The sequence below is a fragment of the Actinoplanes sp. NPDC026623 genome (genome assembly GCF_040638275.1).
In the GTDB taxonomy this organism is placed as follows: Bacteria; Actinomycetota; Actinomycetes; order Mycobacteriales; family Micromonosporaceae; genus Actinoplanes.
Genome location: NZ_JBEZXZ010000002.1, coordinates 25,085 through 42,481, shown reverse-complemented (window position 1 = coordinate 42,481; position 17,397 = coordinate 25,085). Strand labels below are relative to the sequence as shown.

Below are 17,397 nucleotides of genomic sequence, written 5' to 3'. Positions count from 1 at the left end.
GAACATAATCCACCACGAGCGCACGCCCTGGCGCGCCCCCGGAGGCTGCTGTGGACCGTCGAACTTTCCTGGCCGGAACCGTTGCCGTGCCCGCCGTCGCGGCGGTAACAGAACTGATCACCGGGACGGCGGCGCAGGCCGCCGCGCCCGGTCATGTGGTCAACCGGTCGCCGCTGCGGCCCGACGCCTTCATCCGCCTCGCGCCCGGGCAGACCAGGGCCGCCGGATGGCTCGCCACCCAGCTCGGCTACCAGCTGGACGGCATCAACGGCCGGATGACCGAGATCTCGCACTTCCTTCAGTACGACAACACCGGCTGGATCCACCCGAACCTGGGCGGCTGGGAGGAGCTGCCGTACTGGCTCAAGGGCTTCAGCAGCCTCGGCTACGTCACGGGCGACACCCGGGTCATCAACGAGACCCGGCGCTGGATCGACGGCGTCCTGGCGACCCAGGCATCCGACGGCTTCTTCGGGCCGACGAGCCTGCGTACCAGCCTGAACAACGGCCCGGACTTCTGGCCACACATGCCGATGCTGCACGCCGTGCGCACCTTCCAGGAGTTCACCGGCGACACCCGGATCGTGCCGTTCCTGACCCGCTTCTTCCAGTACGTCAACGGCCGCCCCACCAGCGTCTTCTCGCAGAGCTGGGGCAGCTTCCGGTGGGCCGACACGCTCGAGGTGGTGTTCTGGACCTACAACCGCACCGGCGACGCGTTCCTGCTCGACCTGGCCCGCAAGATCCACGCCAACTCGGCGAACTACCTCGACAACCTGCCGTCGCTGCACAACGTCAACCTGGCGCAGGGTTTCCGCGAGCCGGCCGTCTACTCGGTGCTCTCCGGCGACGCCGCGCACCGGCAGGCCAGCTACCAGGACTACAACCGGATCATGAGCGCCTACGGGCAGTTCCCCGGCGGCGGCTTCGCCGGTGACGAGAACGCCCGGCCCGGCTTCGGCGACCCGCGGCAGGGGTTCGAGACCTGCGGCATCGTCGAGTTCATGTCCAGCCACGAGATGCTGAGCCGGATCACCGGCGACCCGGTCTGGGCGGACCGGGTCGAGGACCTGGCGTTCAACTCGCTGCCCGCCTCGCTGGACCAGAAGCAGCGGGGCATCCACTACATCACCAGCGCGAACAGCGTCGCGCTGCTGAACCACGCGGGCAGTCAGGCTCAGTTCCAGAACGGGTTCCCGATGCAGGCCTACATGCTGGGCATCGACAACTACCGGTGCTGCCCGCACAACTACGGCATGGGCTGGCCCTACTACGTCGAGGAGATGTGGGCGGCCACCCCAGACGGCGGCCTGGTCGCGAACCTGCACGGCCCGTCACGGGTCACCGCCAAGGTCGCCGACGGTACGGCGGTCACGATCGTCGCCGACACGTCCTACCCGTTCTCCGACACGATCACGTACACGGTCAGCACCCCGAAGGCCCTGGCCTTCCCGCTGTATCTGCGGATACCGGGGTGGTGTTCGGCGCCGGCCGTCACCGTCAACGGTGCCGCCGCGGCCGTCACGCCCGGGCCGGCGTACTCGAAGATCAGCCGGACCTGGGCGAACGGTGACCGGATCGTGCTGCGCCTGCCCATGCGGGCGGCGGTGAAGACCTGGACCGGCAACCACAACGCGGTCTCGGTCGGCTTCGGCGCCCTGACGTTCTCGCTGGCGATCACCGAGAACTGGTCCCGCAAGGGCGGCACGGACGCCTGGCCGACCAGCGAGGTGCGGCCCGGATCGGCCTGGAACTACGGCCTCGACGGCGCGACCTCGTTCGCGGTGACGACCGGGCTCGGCAACGCCAACGACCCGTTCACGCCCGCCAACGCGCCGATCCGGATCACCACGCCGGCCCGCCGGATCCCGGCCTGGACCGCCGACTCCGACCAGATCGTCACGCCGTTGCAGGACAGCCCGACCCCGTCGGCCGAGCCGGTCGAGACCGTCGCGCTGATCCCGATGGGCGCGGCCCGGCTGCGGGTCACGTCGTTCCCCACGATCGGCGCCGGCCGGCCGTGGGTGCAGCCGGGCGTCGCGTTCCGGATCCAGAACCAGAACAGCGGCAAGGTGCTCGGCGTCGACCAGATGTCGCAGGCGAACAGCGCCCGGGTCGTGCAGTTCGCCGACAGCGGCACGGCCGACCACCTGTGGCAGATCGTCGACAACGGCGACGGGTACGTGCGGATCCGCTGCGTGAACTCCGGCAAGGTGCTCGGCGTCGACCGGATGTCCACCGCCGACTCCGCGCAAGTCGTGCAGTTCGACGACAGCGGCACCGCCGACCATCTGTGGCAACTGCTCGACAACGGCACCGGCTACCTGCGGATCCGCAACTTCAACTCCGGCAAGGTCCTCGCCGTGTCCGGCATGTCCACGGCAGACTCCGCGAACGTCGTGCAGTTCACCGACAACGCGACCGCCGACCACAACTGGCGGCTGATCCCCGACGGCAACGTCAAGCTGCAGGTCACCCACACCGACAAGGTGCTGGCCATCCAGGACATGTCGACGGCCAACGGCGCACAGCTCACCCAGTGGCCGCCGACCGGGACCGCCGACCACGTGTGGCGGTTCGAGGACGTGGGCGCCGGCTACTTCCGGATCGTCAGCAACCTCACCGGCAAGTGCGTCGACGTCGCCGGCGTCTCCACCGCGGACGGTGCGCGGGTCACCCAGTGGGACTACGTCGGCGGCGCCAACCAGCAGTGGCGGCTTACCTGGGTCTCGGCCGGCGTCTTCGAGATCGTCGCCCGGCACAGCGGCAAGCTGCTGGAGGTGTCGGGGCAGTCGACCGCGGACGGCGCGGCCGTCACGCAGTGGGCGGATCTCAACCTCGCCGGCCAGCGCTGGCGGATAGTGCCCGGCTAGTACACGACCGCCTGGGCGCCGTCGGACATGATCTCCTCGACGAAGACGGCGGCGCCCGCGATCCGGATCCCCGGCAGCACGTCGCCGGGGCCGATCTCGCGGCGCGCGGCGCACTGCGTGCAGGCGGTGACCCGGCCGGTCGCGAGCAGCAACTCGAGCAGGTCCGGCAGCGGAGCGGCGTGCGGCAGGGCGAACCCGGCCGCCCGGCCAGGCAGGGCGAACCACGTCGACTCGCCGGTCAGCCAGAAGGACACGTCCACGCCGGACGCGGCCGCGGTCGAGGCCACCGTGAACGCCTGCGAGCAACGCTCCGGTGAGTCCGCGCCGGCGGTTGCCTTGACGACGAGCAAACGGGCCATGCCGGTCAGCATAGGATGGCGTGGTCATGGTTACCGAGGTCGGGTTCGTAAGTCTGCTGGTCGCCGGGTTCGGCGGGCTGGCGGGCGGTTTGGGCTATCTGGCGATGCGCATTGCAAGGGGACGCTGGTGAGCAGTGAGACGGAAAACCCGCTGGGCCCACCGCCCTGGATGAACGCGCCGCCGGTCGACGCGTACCCGTACGAGGACACGCACGACCTGCGGCAGGGGCCGGATCTGCACCCGGCGCTGCTCGGGCTGCTGCCGTTCATCGGACTCTGGCGCGGCCGGGGCCAGGGCGGATTCCCCGAGGTCGACGACTTCGACTTCGCGCAGGAGATCCGGATCAGCCACGACGGCCGGCCGTTCCTGGCATACGAGTCGCGGGCCTGGCTGCTCGACGCCGACTCCAAGCCGGTGCGGATGGCCGGGCGCGAGGTGGGCTGGTGGCGGCCGGTGCTGGTCGACGACCGGCCCGGCGACGAGATGGAGGCCACCATGATGCCGCCGACCGGGGTGATGGAGCTCTACCTCGGGCGGGTCAGCGGAACGCGGCTGGAGATGGCGACGGACGCGGTCGTCCGCACGCCGTCCGCCAAGGAGGTGGCCGCCGGCCACCGGCTCTTCGGCATCGTCGACGGCGCACTGCTCTACGCGCACGAGATGTCGGCGATGGGGCACAGCCTGCAACCGCACCTGTCCGCGAGGCTGCTGCGCATCGGCGGCTGAGGTCACCGGACCTCGAAGCCCAGCAGGTCCAGCAGGCGCCGGGTCCAGGGTGACCCGGCGCGGTGCGTTCCGTCCAGAATGCGGACCTCGGCCAGCCCGCGCAGCGACGACGCGAACCAGACGCCGTCGGCCGCCGTCAGCTCGGCCGCGGTGATCAGGCGCTCCTCGGCGCGCAGGCCGAGCTCCGGCGCCCGGTCGAGCAGGTGCGCCGCCGTGGTGCCGGCGAGGATGCCGGTGCGCCCCGGAGCGACGGTGCACAGGGTGTCGCCGGTGAGCCAGACCAGGCTGGCGGTTGGCGCCTCCAGGGCGTGGCCGTCCGGGGTCAGCCAGAGGAGATCGTCGGCGCCCTGGCGCTGGGCCCAGCGCCGCGCCGCCAGGTTCTCCGCGTAGGAGAGCGTCTTCGCCGCGGCCAGTGACCACGGCGGGCGCGGGCCGACGCCCAGATCCGCGGTGATCACCCGGATGCCGTCGCGGCGCTCGCGCAGCGCCGCGGCGGGTACCGGCCCGACGGTGGCGTAGACCGCCTGCGGGCCGGACGCCGGGCCGGCGGTGACGATCAGCCGCAGCGCTGCCTCTCCGCCCGGCCCGGCCCGGGCCGCGCGCCGGGCCAGCTCCGCCAGGTCCTCCCGGGGCGGGAGCGGCATCTCCAGCAGGGCCGCCGAGCGGTGCAGGCGGTCCAGATGGCGGTCCAGCAGCCAGGGGCCGGACGGGCGCAGGTGCAGGCTCTCGAAGACCCCCTCGCCGTAGAGCAGGCCGCGGTCGGCCGGGGTCACGGCGCCTGAGCCGGGGATCACCAGAATGCTGTCGCTCACGTCGCGGAGGGTATAGCCGCGCGAACTATGCTCGTAACGTGTCCGCCACATCGCTTGCCGAGATGCTCAGGGAACGCGGCCTGCGCCTCACCCCGCAGCGCCAGCTGATCCTGGAGGCCGTGCATGAGCTGGGGCACGCGACTCCGGAGCAGATCCACCACACCGTGCGTGAGCGTGCCGCCGGCGTCAACATCACCACCGTCTATCGCACACTCGAGCTGCTCGAGGACCTGAGCCTCGTCAGCCACACCCACCTGTCGCACGGTTCGCCGACCTATCACCCGGCGGGCGAGGACCAGCACGTCCACCTCGTCTGCCGCAACTGCGGCTCGATCGACGAGGTCGATCCCGCGGTGATGCTGCCCGTGACCGAACAGCTCAACAAGGATCGCGACTTCCGGGTCGACGTCGGTCACGTCTCGCTCTTCGGCGAGTGCGGCGACTGCCGGGAGCGGCAGCCGTGACCGGCGGCACCGGGCGACACGGCATAGGAGGCCGGCTGTGACCACGGTTCTCATCGAGGAGCTCGAACCCGCGTCGGCCGACGCCGGCGTGCCGGCGCACTACGGCGACCCGATGCGCGAGCAGCGCGTCCTCGACACCGCAGTCGGGCTGGTCGACCGGTCCAACCGCGACGTCGTCGCCGTGCCGGGCGACGAGCGCGCGGGCTGGCTGCACAACCTGACCACCCAGCACCTCAGCGGCCTGCGCGCCGGGCAGGGCACCGAGCTTCTGGTGCTGTCGCCGCACGGCCACGTCGAGCAGCACGCCCTGGTCGCCGAGGACGGCACCACCGCGTGGCTGGACACCGAGCCCGGTGCGGGCGCCGGCCTGCTGAAATACCTCGAGATGATGCGTTTCTTCACCCGGGTGGAGCCGCGCGACGCGACCGCCGAGATTGCCGTGCTCTCGCTGGTCGGGCCGCAGGCGGCCGCCGCGGCCGCCACCCACCTGGGCGTCGAGCCGGCCGAGCCGCGGATCTTCGAGGTGCCGGGCCCGAAGTTCGCCGCCGGCTCGGTGCCGGACGAGCCGACCGCCCTCTACGACGTCCGTGCCTTCGGGCCCGGTGCGCTCGCCCGCCGGGTGCCGCTCGGCGTCGACCTGCTGGTGCCCCGGGCGGCCCTCGACGAGGTGCTGGGCCTGCTGGCCGACGTGCCGAGGTCCGGGCTGTGGGCCTACGAGGCGGTCCGGGTCGCCAACCGGCTGCCGCGGCTGGGCTGGGAGACCGACCACCGGACCATCCCGGCCGAGGCCGGCCTCGGTGCGCCCGCCGTGCACCTCGACAAGGGCTGCTACCGGGGACAGGAGACGATCGCCCGGGTGCACCACCTGGGCCGGCCGCCCCGGCGGCTGGTGCTGCTGCACCTCGACGGGATCGCCACCGACCAGCCGCCCGCGCAGGGCACCCCGGTGACGCTGGACGGGCGCGCGGTGGGCTTCGTCGGCACCGCGGCCCGCCACTACGAGCTGGGCATGATCGCCCTGGCCGTGCTCAAGCGCAACGTCGCGGACGACGCCGCACTGCTGGTCGGGGAGTCGGCCGCCGCCATCGACGTCTCGTAAGCCCGTCCCGCATGGCAGGATCGCGGACATGACCGGGACACTCATCACAGTCGCGCCCACCGGCGCCGAGAGCAGCAAGGCAGCCGTACCGGCGCTGCCCGTGACGATCGACGAGCTCGTGGCCACCGCCAAGGAGTGCGAGGCGCTCGGCGCCGCGATCGTGCACGTACACATCCGCGACGACGCGGGCGAGCCGAGCCTGGACCAGGGCCGGCTGCGCGCCACGGTCGACGCGCTGAGGCAGGCCACGGACCTGATCGTTCAGCTCTCCTCGGGCGGCGCGGTGACCGATCCCGAGTCCGCCCGGCTGGCCGTGCTCGACGCCGGGCCCGAGATGGCGTCCTGCACGATGGGCACCGTCAACTTCGGCGACGGCGTGTTCCTGAACCGCTGGGACTTCATCGTCGACCTGCACACCCGGATGCAGGAGCGGGGCATCGTGCCGGAGTACGAGATCTTCGACCTGGGGCAGCTGACCACCCTGCAGCGCCTGCTCGCCAAGCACGGGCTTCCGTTCGGCGGCCACGTGCACGTCGACCTGGTGATGGGCGTGCCCGGCGGCATGCCGGGCACCGCCGCGGCTCTTGTCGCGTGCGAGCAGGCGATCCGTGACCTGCCCGCGGGCACCACGTTCTCGGCCACCGGCATCGGGCGCAGCACGATCCCGGTCATGCTCGCCTCGCTCTCCGCCGGCGGGCACCTGCGGGTCGGCATGGAGGACACGATCACGTACGGCAAGGGCCAGCCGGTCGAGTCGAACATGCAGCTGGTGGCCCGCGCGTTCGGCTTCGCGCAGCTCGCCCAGCGCCCGCCGCTGACCACGACCGAGGCCCGCGAGCTGCTCGGGGTGCCGGCCCGATGATCCTGGCGGAGGTGGTGCGCTCGGGTTTCGTCGAGTCGGTGCACCACGGTTCGGTGGTGGTTCTCGACGCCGCCGGCGGGCAGGTCGCCGCGGCCGGAGAGGTCGCCACGCCCATGTTCCCCCGGTCCTCCAACAAGCCGCTGCAGACGGTGGGCATGCTGCGCGCGGGGCTGCGCACCGCCGATCCGGCCGACCTCGCGCTGATCAGCGGCAGCCACTTCGGCGAGCCGTTCCACGTCGCCCGGGTCCGCGAGATCCTCGGCGCCGCGGGGCTGGACGAGAGCGCGCTGCGCTGCCCGGACTCGCTGCCGCTCTCCGAGGACGAGCGGGACATCGTGCTGCGCGACGGCCGCGGCCCCGAGCGGATCCTGATGAACTGCTCCGGCAAGCACGCCGGGATGCTGGCCACCTGCGTGGCGAACGGCTGGCCGCTTGACGACTACCGGGATTCGAAGCATCCGCTGCAGGTGGCGATCGCCGCCGCGGTGGCCGACCTGGTCGGCGAGCCGATCGCCGCGACCGGGATCGACGGCTGCGGCGCACCGGTGTTCGGCTTCTCGCTGACCGCCCTGGCCCGCGGGTTCCTGCGGCTGGTCCAGGCGCCGCCCCGGTCGTTCGAGCGGCTGGTGGCCGACACGATGCGCGCCGATCCGGAGCTGGTCGCGGGAACCGGCGAGGACGACACCCTGCTGATGCGCGGCGTGCCCGGGCTGCTGGCCAAGGGCGGGGCCGAGGGCGTCGTCGCGGTGGCGATCGAGGGTGTCGGTGCCGTCGCCCTCAAGATCGAGGACGGTGGCATGCGGGCCCGGATGCCGGTCCTGATGTCGGCGCTGCGCCGGCTCGGCGTCGCGGCGCCGGTGATGGACGACCTGGCCACGGTGCCGGTGCTGGGCGGCGGCGAACGGATCGGCGAGATCCGCACCGCCTGGTGACGCGACTCACGCTAGCTCTTGCAAGCGTTTTGCTTGCAAGAGCTAGCACTCCCGGCTACCTTCGAATGCATGGCCGCACCCAAGGACCTGCCCCAGGACATCGGCGGATTCATCCGTGACCTGCGGCAGACCGCGAAGATCTCGCTTCGGCAGCTCGCCGACCGGGCGGGCGTGAGCAACCCGTACCTCAGCCAGATCGAGCGCGGCCTGCGCAAGCCAAGCGCCGAGGTGCTGCAACAACTGGCCAGCGCACTGCGGGTGTCGACGCCCGCGATGTACCTGCGTGCCGGCCTGCTCGACGGCGAGGGCCAGCAGGGCGTGCTGGCCGCCATCGCGGTCGACCCCGAGCTGACGATCGCCCAGAAGCAGTCGTTGTCGCAGATCTACGAGACGTTCCGAAACGAGACCGCGCGGCAGGCGCCGGCTGCGACCGAACCCGCAGCGGCCCCGCCCGCGGAGGCTACCCACTCCGATGACGCGCTCAGCGACGTCATGCGCGACGTGGCAGTCGCCGAAAACGGTGCGGCCCCCGCACCCGAGACCACTCAGCCCGAGGAGAAGTAAGTGATGACCGAGCAGACCAAGACCCGCATCCCCGCGCCCCTCTACGCCGCCGCCGGCGCCGGTGACCTGGCCTACCAGCAGCTCCGCAAGCTGCCGGCCGTCATCACCGACCTCAGTGACCGCGCCGCGGCCTCGCTGAAGACCGCGAACGACACGGCGAACACCACCGCCGCCTCGCTCAAGACGACGGCCGCCGAGACCGACTTCGACAAGCTGCGCGAGTCCGCCACCGCCAGCGCCGTCGCGTTCGCTCACGCCGCGCAGGAGCGTGCCGTCGCCGTCTACACCTCGCTTGTCGCCCACGGCGAGCGGGTCGTCGGCACCGGCGTCGTCGAGGCCGCGGACGTGGTCAACGCCGACATGGTGACCACCACGGAGCCGAAGGCCGTCGAGGCCGCCGCCGCGGAGTCCACGCCGAAGCCGCGCAAGCGCGCGACCCGCCCGGCCGCCAAGTAAGTAGCCACGGCGACTTTTTGATCAGCGGGCCCCGGCATCTGCCGGGGCCCGCGTCATAGACTCCCTCTCATGGGCTATTCCGCGCCGATCTTCTACGGGTACGCCGTCAGCTATCTCAACCTGGCGATCCTGATCATGTCCATGGTGGTCCAGATCGTGGCCCTGATCCATTGCGTGACGCAGCGCGGAGACGGGTTCCAGGCGATCGGCACCCTGCCCAAGGGTGCGTGGGTGGCCATCCTGGCGGGCTGCCTCATCCTGACCCTGCTGATCGGGGGGCCGCTGCGGCTCTTCGCGCTGATCGGCATCGCCGCGGCGCTGATCTATCTGCTTGACGTCCGCCGCGGCCTCAAGGACCTCTCGGATGGCACCGGCTTCTGGTAGGCCGGACGGCCTGGTCGCGGGCGACCCCGGCGTGCTGCTGGAGGAGCTGGTCACCGGCGCCGGTGAGCCGGTCACGGTCTTCGCGCACGGCCTGGCCGGCGACATCTCCGGCACTCGCCCGCTCGGCAGCGGCGTCGCCGGCCGCCGGGTCTTCTTCCACTTCCGGGGGCACGGCCGCTCGGCCGCGCCGCCCGGCCCCTGGAGCTTCGCCGATCTCGCCGGCGATCTCCGCGCCGTCGCCGACCGGTCCGGTGCCACCCGCGCCGTCGGCGTCAGCATGGGCGCCGGCGCGCTCTGCCGGCTGATCGCTGACACGCCCGAGCGCTTCGAGCGGATCGTGCTCTTCCTGCCCGCGCCCCTGGACGGCGTGCGGCCGCCGCGGGCCGAGGCGCGACTGGCCCGGCTGCTCGCCGCGGTCGAGTCGGGCGAGGCCGCGCTGGTCGCGCGGGCCGTCGAGCCCGAGCTGCCGCCCTCGGCGCTGAACACGCCGAGCGGCCGGAGTCATCTGCGGCAGCGCGTCGAGCAACTGACGGCTGACGGGCTCGCCCGCGAGCTCGGCACGTTGTGGCGCGAGCCGGCGGTGCCGGACGAGTCGGCGCTGGCGGCGTTCCGGGGCCGGGCGCTGGTGATCGGGTGTGTGGGTGACGACGTGCATCCCGCGCCCGTCGCCGAACGGCTCGCCGGGCTGCTGCCCGGTGCCGTGCTGCACGTCTACGACCGGCCGGCGGTGCTCTGGACCCAGCGCAAGGACCTGCGCGAGCGAGTGTCCGCCTTCCTGAACGCCGCCTGAACGCGAAACAGCCCGGGCCGGGGCCCGGGCTGTTTTCTGTCCGCTCAGGAGCTCAGCTGGTGAGCTTCTGCGCCCTCCACTTCCAGGGGCTGGCGTTCCCGGCCCGGTCGAGCGCGAAGTAGTCGACCTCGAGGGTGTAACCCTTCGAGAGGCCGGCCACGGCGACCTTCCAGACGCCGGCCGAGTCCACAGTGCGCCAGGCGAGGGCCGCGTTCGGGATCGTGGTGCTGCCCGGGTTGTACTTGACCCACTTCTTGGTGGTGAAGTTGTAGTAGTAGTCGGTCGTGGTGCTCCACTTGAACAGCTGCACGCCGACCGCGTCCATGCCGATCTGGCCGTCCTTGGCGGTGCCCTGAACCGTCTTCCAGGACGCGGCCTTGGTCGGGCTGCTCGGCACCTTGAGGGTGGCCGTGGGCACGATGGTGTCGACCCGCGTCTGGTAAGTGCTGGTCCGCTTCGCTTCCGACTTGCCCTGCGCGTTCTCCAGGGTGACGTACGCCGTGAAGGTGCCGGGGCCGTAGTTGTGGGTCGTCGAGAGGGTGCTCCTGGACAGCAGGCTGACCTCGTCGTCGCCCCAGTTCACCCAGACCCGGGTGGCGTTCGCGGGCACGCCGCTCAGCACGAACTTTGCGCTGTGGCCGCCGCCGGCCCAGGTCCAGTTCCAGGTCGGGTCGAACTTGTACAGGCCGGGCACGGCCGCGACGGTCACCGTGCTGACGGCGACGGGCTGAGCCTCGTCACCCGGGGTGTCCCTCAGGGTCACCGCAACCGGGTAGGAGCCGACCGCCGAGTAGTGGTGCTTCACCTTGTTGGCGTCCGCGGCGGTGGTGGTGTCGGTGTTGCCGTCACCCCAGTTGATCGAGACCTGGGCCGGCGTCTCCGGGGTGGGGTCGTTCGCGACCTCGCCCACCTGCGCCAGCGTCACCTGCTGCCCGGTCCAGATGCTGGTGCTGTCGAGGTTGAACGTGCCAGTCAACGGGTCGGCGGCCCAGGCCGGAGAGCCGAGCAGGCCGGCACCGGCCACCGTTCCGGCGCTCAGGGCGAGAGTCAGCAGCGCGGCGAGACCGCGCGGTCGTCCGGAATCCATTTCGCTCCCCGTGGAAAATGGTTCGCATTCGATGCGAGCCGATGGACAGTACCGGGCCGGCGAGGTATCGATCAAGTGGGTAGATCGCTTTGAGCCGTAACTTTTCGGGTACTGAAACGGTGTTCATTACGTGCGGCTTTCCCCCAAACCCATCTTTTTCGGCCTGATCACCCTCGGCCTCCCGTTCGCCGTCACCGTCGGCTGGACGCTCGGCACGCCGGCACCCATGACGCCGGCGGTGAGCGCGCCCGGCGGGGCCGGCGGCATCGGTGTCGCGCCCGCCAGGGCCAAGTCACCGGCGTCCGGGCGGATCGCCGACTGGTCGCCGCCGACCACGAAGCCGGTCGCCGTGGAGTCGACCCTGGCCACCCGGGAGGCCGTCATCGTGCTGCCCAGCCTGCCCGCGACGTCCATAGTGGTGCCGGTCACACCGTCGCCGGGTCTGACGCTGCTGCCGCCGGTGCCGACCCCGACCGCGATCGTCACCCCGCCGAGCCCGTCCGCGACGGACCCGAGCGAGAGCGCCGATCCGGAGGTCTCCGGCCTCAGCGATGCGCGACTGGTCCGGGGGTCCTAAGCTCGCGGACCGTGGGAAGTAACTCGAATCAGCTGCGGTCCGTGGCCGGAAAAGGGGCGGCGGCGACCGGCGGCGCCGTCCGCCAGTTCGCCACCGGCGCGGGCCTGCTCGGCCGTGGCGTGGTCCTGGTGCTGCGCAACCCCCGGATGCTCGGCCTGGGCCTGCTCCCGGCCCTGATCTCCGGCATCCTGTACGCCGCCGCGCTGGCCGCCCTGATCGCTTACGTGGGTGACCTGTCCGCGACGGTCACCTGGTTCGCCGACGACTGGTCGAGCGCCTGGCGCGACCTGATCCGGGTGCTCGCCGGCGTGGCCCTGATCGGGTTCGGCGGCCTGTTCGGCGTGCTCACCTTCACCGCGGTCACGCTGCTGATCGGCGACCCGTTCTACGAGAAGATCTCCGGCCTGGTCGAATCCCGCCTCGGCGGCGTGCGGGACGAGGTCGAGGTGTCGGTGGCCCGCTCGCTGGCCCGCAGCCTGGTGGACTCGTTGCGCCTGATCGGGCTCTCCGTCCTCTTCGGCATCCCGCTGTTCCTGGCCGGCTTCATCCCGGTCGTCGGCCAGACGGTGGTCCCGGTGATCGGCGGCGCGGTCGGCGGCTGGCTGCTCGCCGTCGAGTTGACCGGGGTGCCGTTCCAGCGGCGGGGTCAGCGCCTGCGGCACCGCCGGGCGGCGCTGCGCGGCCATCGTCCGCTCGCCCTCGGTTTCGGGGTGGCGGTCTTCGCCTGCTTCCTGATCCCGCTGGGTGCCGTGCTGGTGATGCCGGCCGCGGTGGTCGGCGGCACCCTGCTCGCCCGCAGGTCCCTCGGGCTGCCCATCGAGATCACGACGTTGCCGTCCCTCTGACGCCTTCCGGCCTCAGGCCGAGGCGCGCACCACCAGCTCGGTGGGCAGGACGACGGCGTCCGGCTCCGTCGGCCGGTCGTTGACCAGGCCGAGCATCTGACGCGCCATCGTCCGGCCCATGTCGACTATCGGCTGGCGGACCGTGGTCAGCGGCGGGTCGCTGAGCCGGCTGATCTCGAAGTCGTCGAAGCCGATCACCGCGACGTCCGCGGGGACCCGGCGGCCCGCGTCCTTGAGCGCCTGCAGCGCGCCGTGGGCCATCATGTCGGAGGCCACGAAGACCGCGTCCAGTTCCGGGTCGTCGGCGAGCAGCTGGCGCATCGCGCGCAGACCGGACTCGCGGGTGAAGTCGCCGACGGCGACGTGCTCGGCCAGCCCCGCGTCGCGCAGCGTGTCCTGGTATCCGGTCAGCCGGTCTATTCCGGCGATCATGTCCTGCGGCCCGGCGATGGTGGCGATCCTGCGCCGCCCGGTGCTCAGCAGGTGCCGGACCGCCTTGCCGACGCCGCCGACGTGGTCCACGTCCACGTACGGCACCGGAAGCTCGGCCGGGGTCATCGGGCGGCCGCTGCAGACGACCGGGATGCCGAGCCGGGCGAGCGTGCCGGGCAGCGGGTCGGCGCCGTGCATCGAGGCGAACATGACGCCGTCGACGTGGCCGGCCATCGCGTAACGCTCGACCCGGTCGTGGCTGGCCGCCGAGCCCGCCATCATCAGCACCAGTTGCTTGTCGGCCGCGTCGAGCTCCATGCTCACCCCGCGGATCACCGCGGGGAAGAACAGGTCGTCGGAGAAGACCCGGTTCGCCGTCTCCGGCAGGATCAGCGCGATCGACTCGGTGCGCTGGGTGACCAGGCTGCGCGCGGCCTGGTTGGGCACGTAGCCCAGCTCCTCGACGGCCTGCTTGACCGCGTCACGGATCGCCACGGCGACCGTGGTCGACCCGTTGACGACGCGGGAGACGGTCGCCCTCGAGACACCGGCGCGCCTGGCCACGGCCTCAAGAGTCGGTCGCTCCCGCGTCACCATCAGCTCACTCCCCGATCCGGCCCTGGTCGGTGAGACCGTTTCGCCGGATCACCTCCTGGTACCACCGCGCGCTGTTCTTCGGCACCCGCTGCTGCGTGGTGTAGTCCACGTGCACCAGGCCGAATCGCTTGGCGTACCCCTCGGCCCATTCGAAATTGTCCATCAACGACCACGCGAAGTATCCCCGAAGGTCAACGCCGTGGGAAATGGCATCGAGACAGGCGCGCAGATGCCCGTCCAGATACTCGATGCGGTCGGTGTCGTGGACCGCGCCGTCCTCGGCCGGTCCGTCGGAGTACGACGCGCCGTTCTCGGTGATCATCATCGGGGTGCCGGGATAGTCCCGGTGAATCCGGTCCAGCAGCCGGGTCAGCGCGGCCGGCTCGATCTGCCAGCCGATGTCGGTGACCGGGCCGACCGGCTCGCGGAAGGCGACGCCCTCGGTGCCCGGTGCGTCCAGCGCGGCGGGGGTGCCGGGCTTCGCCGACACGTACGTCGGCGTGTAGAAGTTGACGCCCAGCACGTCGATGGGCGCGTTGATGATCGCCTCGTCGCCGTCCCGGATGAACGACAGGTCGACGAAGCGGGCCATGTGCTCGCGCATGTCGTCCGGGTACTGCCCGCGCAGCAGGGGGTCCAGGAAGATCCGGTTGTTGAGGCCGTCGACGATCCGGGCGGCCTCGACGTCGGCGGAGTTCTCCGGGTCCATCGGCAGCACCGCGGCCGGGTTCAGCGTGATGCTGACGCTCTGCGCCCCGGCCGAGCGCAGGGCCCGGGCGGCGAGGCCGTGGCCCAGCAGCAGGTGATGCACGGCCTTGAAGACCGAGGCCGGGTTCCGCACGCCCGGCGCGTGCCGGCCGCTGCCGTAGCCCAGGTAGGCCGAGCACCACGGCTCGTTCAGCGTGGTCCAGGTGCGCACCCGGTCGCCGAGGCGGGAGTGCACGATCTGGGCGTACTCGGCGAAGGCCTCGGCGGTGTCGCGGACGGTCCAGCCGCCGCGGTCCTCGAGGCTCTGCGGCAGATCCCAGTGGTAGAGCGTGATGACCGGGTCGATGCCCTTGCCGATCAGCTCGTCCGTCAGCCGGTCGTAGAAGTCCAGCCCGCGGGTGTTGACCGGGCCGGTGCCGTCGGGCTGAATGCGCGGCCAGGCGATCGAGTACCGGTACGAGGCCAGTCCGAGATCGGCCATCATCGCGACGTCCTCGACGTAGCGGTGGTAGTGGTCGCACGCCACGTCGCCGGTGTGCCCGGCGTGCACCCGGCCCGGCGTACGGCTGAACGTGTCCCAGATGGACGGCCCCCGGCCGTCCTCGAGTACCGCGCCCTCGATCTGGTACGACGCCGTCGCGGCGCCCCAGATGAAGCCGTCCGGGAATCGCGCCCCCGGTGCCAGTGGTTCGTTGCTCGACTCCACCGAGACGGTTGCCGTCATCCTTCACCGCTCCCTGCGTGATCCGCCGCTGCCGAGCCGGGCCGCGCCGACCGGCTTGATCAGCGGCGGGACTGTGACGGGCGGCCGGAAAATGACCGCCCTTAACCGGTACAGCGTAGAGCCAATAGCGTTCTCGGGAGCCATCCGAAAGTTGCGGAACACCGTCCGGATGATGGGACGGGACTAACCGGTGCGAAGCGCGCTAATCAGGCGCGGATCGCCGGTAACGACTAGATTGTCCGGATCGATTCGCCCCATAAGTGCCAGCAGGACGTCGCTGGCGGTGCCGGCAGCCTCCGCGCGCGGGTGGTGATCGTCCGAATCTAGGATCGTTCCGGTGTCGAGGAGCGAGATGCCGGCGCCGCGTAACCGGACGAACCACTCATAGCTCGCATCGGTGGCGATGAGGTGGACCACGCCGTGCAGGTCGGTGGGGCCCTTGCGGCGGCCGGCGGGCAGCCAGGTGTCGATCACCTCGTTGACGCCGTCCGCGGCGAGCTTCGTCTCGATCGGCAGGGCGCGACCGGCCGCGGACTCGGCGTCCCAGCGGTGCACCGAGATCTCGTGCGCCATCCGGCGCTGCCAGAAGCCGGCCTTGCGGGCCTGCGCCGGCCAGGTCCAGGACGGCAGGTCGGGGTCGAGCGCGTCGAGCGTCTCGATCGTGCCGGTCATCTCCCGGCGCAGGTGGTCGAGCGCCTCGGGCCAGGCGGGGCGGGGCTCGAAGATCACCGGGTCGTCGGGCCGGTCGATCACGCCGCGCGGCGCCAGCGCGCGCACCCAGCGCAGGGTGGTGGTGACATGCTCGGTGAGATCGGCCACCGTCCATCCCGGACACCGGGGCACCGCGGCGTCGGGGCCCGTCTCGGCGACGGCATCCTGGAACGCCGGCCCGTCGGCGCGCAGGGCGGCGAGCCAGAAGTCCTTCGTCGCGTGCAGCCTGTTCATCAGCCTTCTCCCGATCGAGGAGGACCACCGGAATACACCCCGGGCCCGCGGCCTAGGGTGAACGTCGTGCCTGACGTTAGTGCTGACCACCCAACCGCCGCATCCGCAGCGCATGCCAGTTCGCTAGGGGCGTACACGACGCTACGCCTCGGCGGCCCCGCAGGCGCTCTGGCCGTGCTGTCGGAAACGGACGAAGTGGTGACAACCGTACGGGCTGCCGCCGCCAAGGCGCAATCCGTGCTCGTCCTGGCCGGCGGAAGCAACGTCGTGATCGGTGACGCGGGATTCCCCGGCAAGGTGCTGCTGCTGCGCACGCGTGGGGTGCGGGTGATCGACCGGGACTCGCGCGGCATGCTCGTGCGGGTGGCCGCCGGGGAGCCCTGGGACGAATTCGTCGCGGACACGATCGAGCGGGGCCTCTCCGGCCTCGAGGCGCTGTCCGGCATCCCCGGCTCGGCCGGCGCGACCCCGATCCAGAATGTGGGCGCCTACGGCCAGGAGGTCGCGCACACCATCGAGGCGGTGCACGTCTACGACCGGCACCAGGACGAGGTGCGGGCGCTCTCGCTGCCGGAGTGCGGATTTGCCTACCGGTCGAGCATTTTCAAGCACAGCGACCGCTGGGTGGTGCTCGAGGTCGATTTCCGCCTCGAGGTCGCCGCCGAGTCGGCCCCGGTCCGGTACGTCGAACTGGCCCGTCAGCTGGGGGTCGAGGTCGGTGACCGGGCCGGCGCGGCGCGGGTGCGCGAGACGGTGCTGAAGCTGCGCGCGGGCAAGGGCATGGTGCTCGACCCGGAGGACCCGGACACCCGGTCGGTGGGCTCCTTCTTCACCAACCCGGTGCTGTCGGCGCAGGAGTGGGCCGCGGTGCAGGACCGGCTCGCCGACGCGGGCGAGCCGCCGAGCTGGCCGGCGCCGAACGGCACGGTCAAGGTCCCGGCCGCCTGGCTGATCGAGCGGGCGGGCTTCGGCAAGGGCTACGGCGGCGCCGGCGGCGTGGCGATCTCCTCGAAGCACACGCTCGCGCTGACCCACCGCGGCGGCGGCACGACGGCGGCCCTGCTGGACCTGGCCAGGGAGATCCGCGACGGCGTACGGGACCGGTTCGGCGTCGTCCTGCATCCCGAACCGGTCCTGGTCAACTGCGTCCTCTAGCTTCG

General features: G+C 71.6%; 20 protein-coding genes. 14 read left to right on the top strand and 6 right to left on the bottom strand.

What is annotated here, in order from left to right:
• The first annotated feature begins 50 nt into the window (after positions 1-50).
• Complete coding sequence (locus AB0F10_RS00915; RefSeq protein ID WP_360619592.1) at positions 51-2,873, top strand: RICIN domain-containing protein; 2,823 nt, start codon at positions 51-53, stop codon at positions 2,871-2,873.
• On the opposite strand, the gene AB0F10_RS00910 is transcribed toward AB0F10_RS00915, so the two are convergent.
• On the bottom strand, positions 2,870-3,244 hold the full coding sequence (locus AB0F10_RS00910; RefSeq protein WP_360619590.1) for a DsrE family protein: 375 nt from the start codon (positions 3,242-3,244) through the stop codon (positions 2,870-2,872). The two genes, AB0F10_RS00915 and AB0F10_RS00910, sit on opposite strands and share 4 nt — an antisense overlap.
• 14 nt (positions 3,245-3,258) lie before the next feature.
• On the opposite strand from AB0F10_RS00910, the gene mtfM reads away from it, so the two are divergent.
• Both mtfM and AB0F10_RS00900 read left to right on the top strand, forming a co-directional pair.
• On the top strand, positions 3,259-3,363 hold the full coding sequence (mtfM, locus tag AB0F10_RS00905) for a small membrane protein MtfM (protein ID WP_275410578.1): 105 nt from the start codon (positions 3,259-3,261) through the stop codon (positions 3,361-3,363).
• Positions 3,364-3,401: 38 nt separating this feature from the next.
• Positions 3,402-3,959 (top strand): FABP family protein, encoded by a 558-nt coding sequence (locus AB0F10_RS00900; RefSeq protein ID WP_360619716.1) that lies wholly within the window; start codon positions 3,402-3,404, stop codon positions 3,957-3,959.
• 2 nt (positions 3,960-3,961) lie between these two features.
• Here the strand turns inward: AB0F10_RS00900 and AB0F10_RS00895 are convergent, their stop codons facing one another.
• Positions 3,962-4,771, bottom strand: a complete 810-nt coding sequence (locus tag AB0F10_RS00895; RefSeq protein WP_360619588.1) for an aminotransferase class IV — start codon at positions 4,769-4,771, stop codon at positions 3,962-3,964.
• A 38-nt stretch (positions 4,772-4,809) separates the two neighbouring features.
• Between AB0F10_RS00895 and AB0F10_RS00890 the strand changes: the two genes are divergently transcribed.
• The 8 genes from AB0F10_RS00890 to AB0F10_RS00855 all read left to right on the top strand — a co-directional run bounded on the left by AB0F10_RS00890 (position 4,810) and on the right by AB0F10_RS00855 (position 10,322).
• Positions 4,810-5,235: a Fur family transcriptional regulator gene (locus tag AB0F10_RS00890; protein ID WP_360619586.1), complete on the top strand. Its 426-nt coding sequence runs from the start codon at positions 4,810-4,812 to the stop codon at positions 5,233-5,235.
• A gap of 37 nt (positions 5,236-5,272) precedes the next feature.
• A complete protein-coding gene (locus AB0F10_RS00885) occupies positions 5,273-6,334 on the top strand; it encodes a folate-binding protein (protein WP_360619584.1) in 1,062 nt (353 codons plus the stop codon).
• A gap of 28 nt (positions 6,335-6,362) precedes the next feature.
• Positions 6,363-7,196, top strand: coding sequence for a 3-keto-5-aminohexanoate cleavage protein (locus AB0F10_RS00880; protein WP_360619582.1), 834 nt, complete (start codon positions 6,363-6,365; stop codon positions 7,194-7,196).
• Positions 7,193-8,128 carry an asparaginase gene (locus tag AB0F10_RS00875; protein ID WP_360619580.1) on the top strand — a complete coding sequence of 312 codons (936 nt, stop codon included), beginning with the start codon at positions 7,193-7,195 and terminating at the stop codon, positions 8,126-8,128. The genes AB0F10_RS00880 and AB0F10_RS00875 overlap by 4 nt, the downstream gene beginning before the upstream one ends.
• 69 nt (positions 8,129-8,197) lie before the next feature.
• Positions 8,198-8,692 carry a helix-turn-helix transcriptional regulator gene (locus AB0F10_RS00870; RefSeq protein ID WP_360619579.1) on the top strand — a complete coding sequence of 165 codons (495 nt, stop codon included), beginning with the start codon at positions 8,198-8,200 and terminating at the stop codon, positions 8,690-8,692.
• A 3-nt stretch (positions 8,693-8,695) separates the two neighbouring features.
• Positions 8,696-9,148: a hypothetical protein gene (locus AB0F10_RS00865; protein WP_360619577.1), complete on the top strand. Its 453-nt coding sequence runs from the start codon at positions 8,696-8,698 to the stop codon at positions 9,146-9,148.
• Between the two features lie 69 nt (positions 9,149-9,217).
• Complete coding sequence (locus AB0F10_RS00860) at positions 9,218-9,532, top strand: DUF2516 family protein (protein WP_360619576.1); 315 nt, start codon at positions 9,218-9,220, stop codon at positions 9,530-9,532.
• Entirely contained in the window at positions 9,513-10,322 is an 810-nt protein-coding gene (locus tag AB0F10_RS00855) for an alpha/beta hydrolase (protein ID WP_360619575.1), read from the top strand. The genes AB0F10_RS00860 and AB0F10_RS00855 overlap by 20 nt, the downstream gene beginning before the upstream one ends.
• Before the next feature lie 52 nt (positions 10,323-10,374).
• On the opposite strand, the gene AB0F10_RS00850 is transcribed toward AB0F10_RS00855, so the two are convergent.
• Positions 10,375-11,409 carry a hypothetical protein gene (locus AB0F10_RS00850; RefSeq protein WP_360619573.1) on the bottom strand — a complete coding sequence of 345 codons (1,035 nt, stop codon included), beginning with the start codon at positions 11,407-11,409 and terminating at the stop codon, positions 10,375-10,377.
• A gap of 130 nt (positions 11,410-11,539) precedes the next feature.
• Between AB0F10_RS00850 and AB0F10_RS00845 the strand changes: the two genes are divergently transcribed.
• Positions 11,540-11,986, top strand: a complete 447-nt coding sequence (locus AB0F10_RS00845; RefSeq protein ID WP_360619571.1) for a hypothetical protein — start codon at positions 11,540-11,542, stop codon at positions 11,984-11,986.
• Between the two features lie 41 nt (positions 11,987-12,027).
• A complete protein-coding gene (locus AB0F10_RS00840) occupies positions 12,028-12,831 on the top strand; it encodes an EI24 domain-containing protein (RefSeq protein ID WP_360619570.1) in 804 nt (267 codons plus the stop codon).
• Between the two features lie 12 nt (positions 12,832-12,843).
• Here AB0F10_RS00840 and AB0F10_RS00835 read toward each other — a convergent pair whose 3' ends face one another.
• From AB0F10_RS00835 to AB0F10_RS00825, 3 genes are all read right to left on the bottom strand, one after another.
• Positions 12,844-13,860, bottom strand: coding sequence for a LacI family DNA-binding transcriptional regulator (locus AB0F10_RS00835; protein ID WP_360619568.1), 1,017 nt, complete (start codon positions 13,858-13,860; stop codon positions 12,844-12,846).
• Between the two features lie 4 nt (positions 13,861-13,864).
• Positions 13,865-15,292, bottom strand: coding sequence for a GH1 family beta-glucosidase (locus AB0F10_RS00830; RefSeq protein WP_360619566.1), 1,428 nt, complete (start codon positions 15,290-15,292; stop codon positions 13,865-13,867).
• 183 nt (positions 15,293-15,475) lie between these two features.
• Positions 15,476-16,237 carry a maleylpyruvate isomerase family mycothiol-dependent enzyme gene (locus AB0F10_RS00825; RefSeq protein ID WP_360619565.1) on the bottom strand — a complete coding sequence of 254 codons (762 nt, stop codon included), beginning with the start codon at positions 16,235-16,237 and terminating at the stop codon, positions 15,476-15,478.
• A gap of 57 nt (positions 16,238-16,294) precedes the next feature.
• Here AB0F10_RS00825 and AB0F10_RS00820 point away from each other — a divergent pair, with 57 nt between their 5' ends.
• Positions 16,295-17,392: a UDP-N-acetylmuramate dehydrogenase gene (locus AB0F10_RS00820; protein ID WP_360619563.1), complete on the top strand. Its 1,098-nt coding sequence runs from the start codon at positions 16,295-16,297 to the stop codon at positions 17,390-17,392.
• Positions 17,393-17,397 lie beyond the last annotated feature (5 nt).

What these genes read in the sequence shown, in the direction of transcription:
- AB0F10_RS00910 (WP_360619590.1), bottom strand. Translation starts at nt 3,244, where the DNA reads ATGCTGACCGGCATGGCCCGTTTGCTCGTCGTCAAGGCAACCGCCGGC.
- mtfM (WP_275410578.1), top strand. Translation starts at nt 3,259, where the DNA reads ATGGTTACCGAGGTCGGGTTCGTAAGTCTGCTGGTCGCCGGGTTCGGC.
- AB0F10_RS00900 (WP_360619716.1), top strand. Translation starts at nt 3,402, where the DNA reads ATGAACGCGCCGCCGGTCGACGCGTACCCGTACGAGGACACGCACGAC.
- AB0F10_RS00880 (WP_360619582.1), top strand. Translation starts at nt 6,363, where the DNA reads ATGACCGGGACACTCATCACAGTCGCGCCCACCGGCGCCGAGAGCAGC.
- AB0F10_RS00875 (WP_360619580.1), top strand. Translation starts at nt 7,193, where the DNA reads ATGATCCTGGCGGAGGTGGTGCGCTCGGGTTTCGTCGAGTCGGTGCAC.
- AB0F10_RS00870 (WP_360619579.1), top strand. Translation starts at nt 8,198, where the DNA reads ATGGCCGCACCCAAGGACCTGCCCCAGGACATCGGCGGATTCATCCGT.
- AB0F10_RS00865 (WP_360619577.1), top strand. Translation starts at nt 8,696, where the DNA reads ATGACCGAGCAGACCAAGACCCGCATCCCCGCGCCCCTCTACGCCGCC.
- AB0F10_RS00860 (WP_360619576.1), top strand. Translation starts at nt 9,218, where the DNA reads ATGGGCTATTCCGCGCCGATCTTCTACGGGTACGCCGTCAGCTATCTC.
- AB0F10_RS00855 (WP_360619575.1), top strand. Translation starts at nt 9,513, where the DNA reads ATGGCACCGGCTTCTGGTAGGCCGGACGGCCTGGTCGCGGGCGACCCC.
- AB0F10_RS00850 (WP_360619573.1), bottom strand. Translation starts at nt 11,409, where the DNA reads ATGGATTCCGGACGACCGCGCGGTCTCGCCGCGCTGCTGACTCTCGCC.
- AB0F10_RS00835 (WP_360619568.1), bottom strand. Translation starts at nt 13,860, where the DNA reads ATGGTGACGCGGGAGCGACCGACTCTTGAGGCCGTGGCCAGGCGCGCC.
- AB0F10_RS00830 (WP_360619566.1), bottom strand. Translation starts at nt 15,292, where the DNA reads ATGACGGCAACCGTCTCGGTGGAGTCGAGCAACGAACCACTGGCACCG.
- AB0F10_RS00825 (WP_360619565.1), bottom strand. Translation starts at nt 16,237, where the DNA reads ATGAACAGGCTGCACGCGACGAAGGACTTCTGGCTCGCCGCCCTGCGC.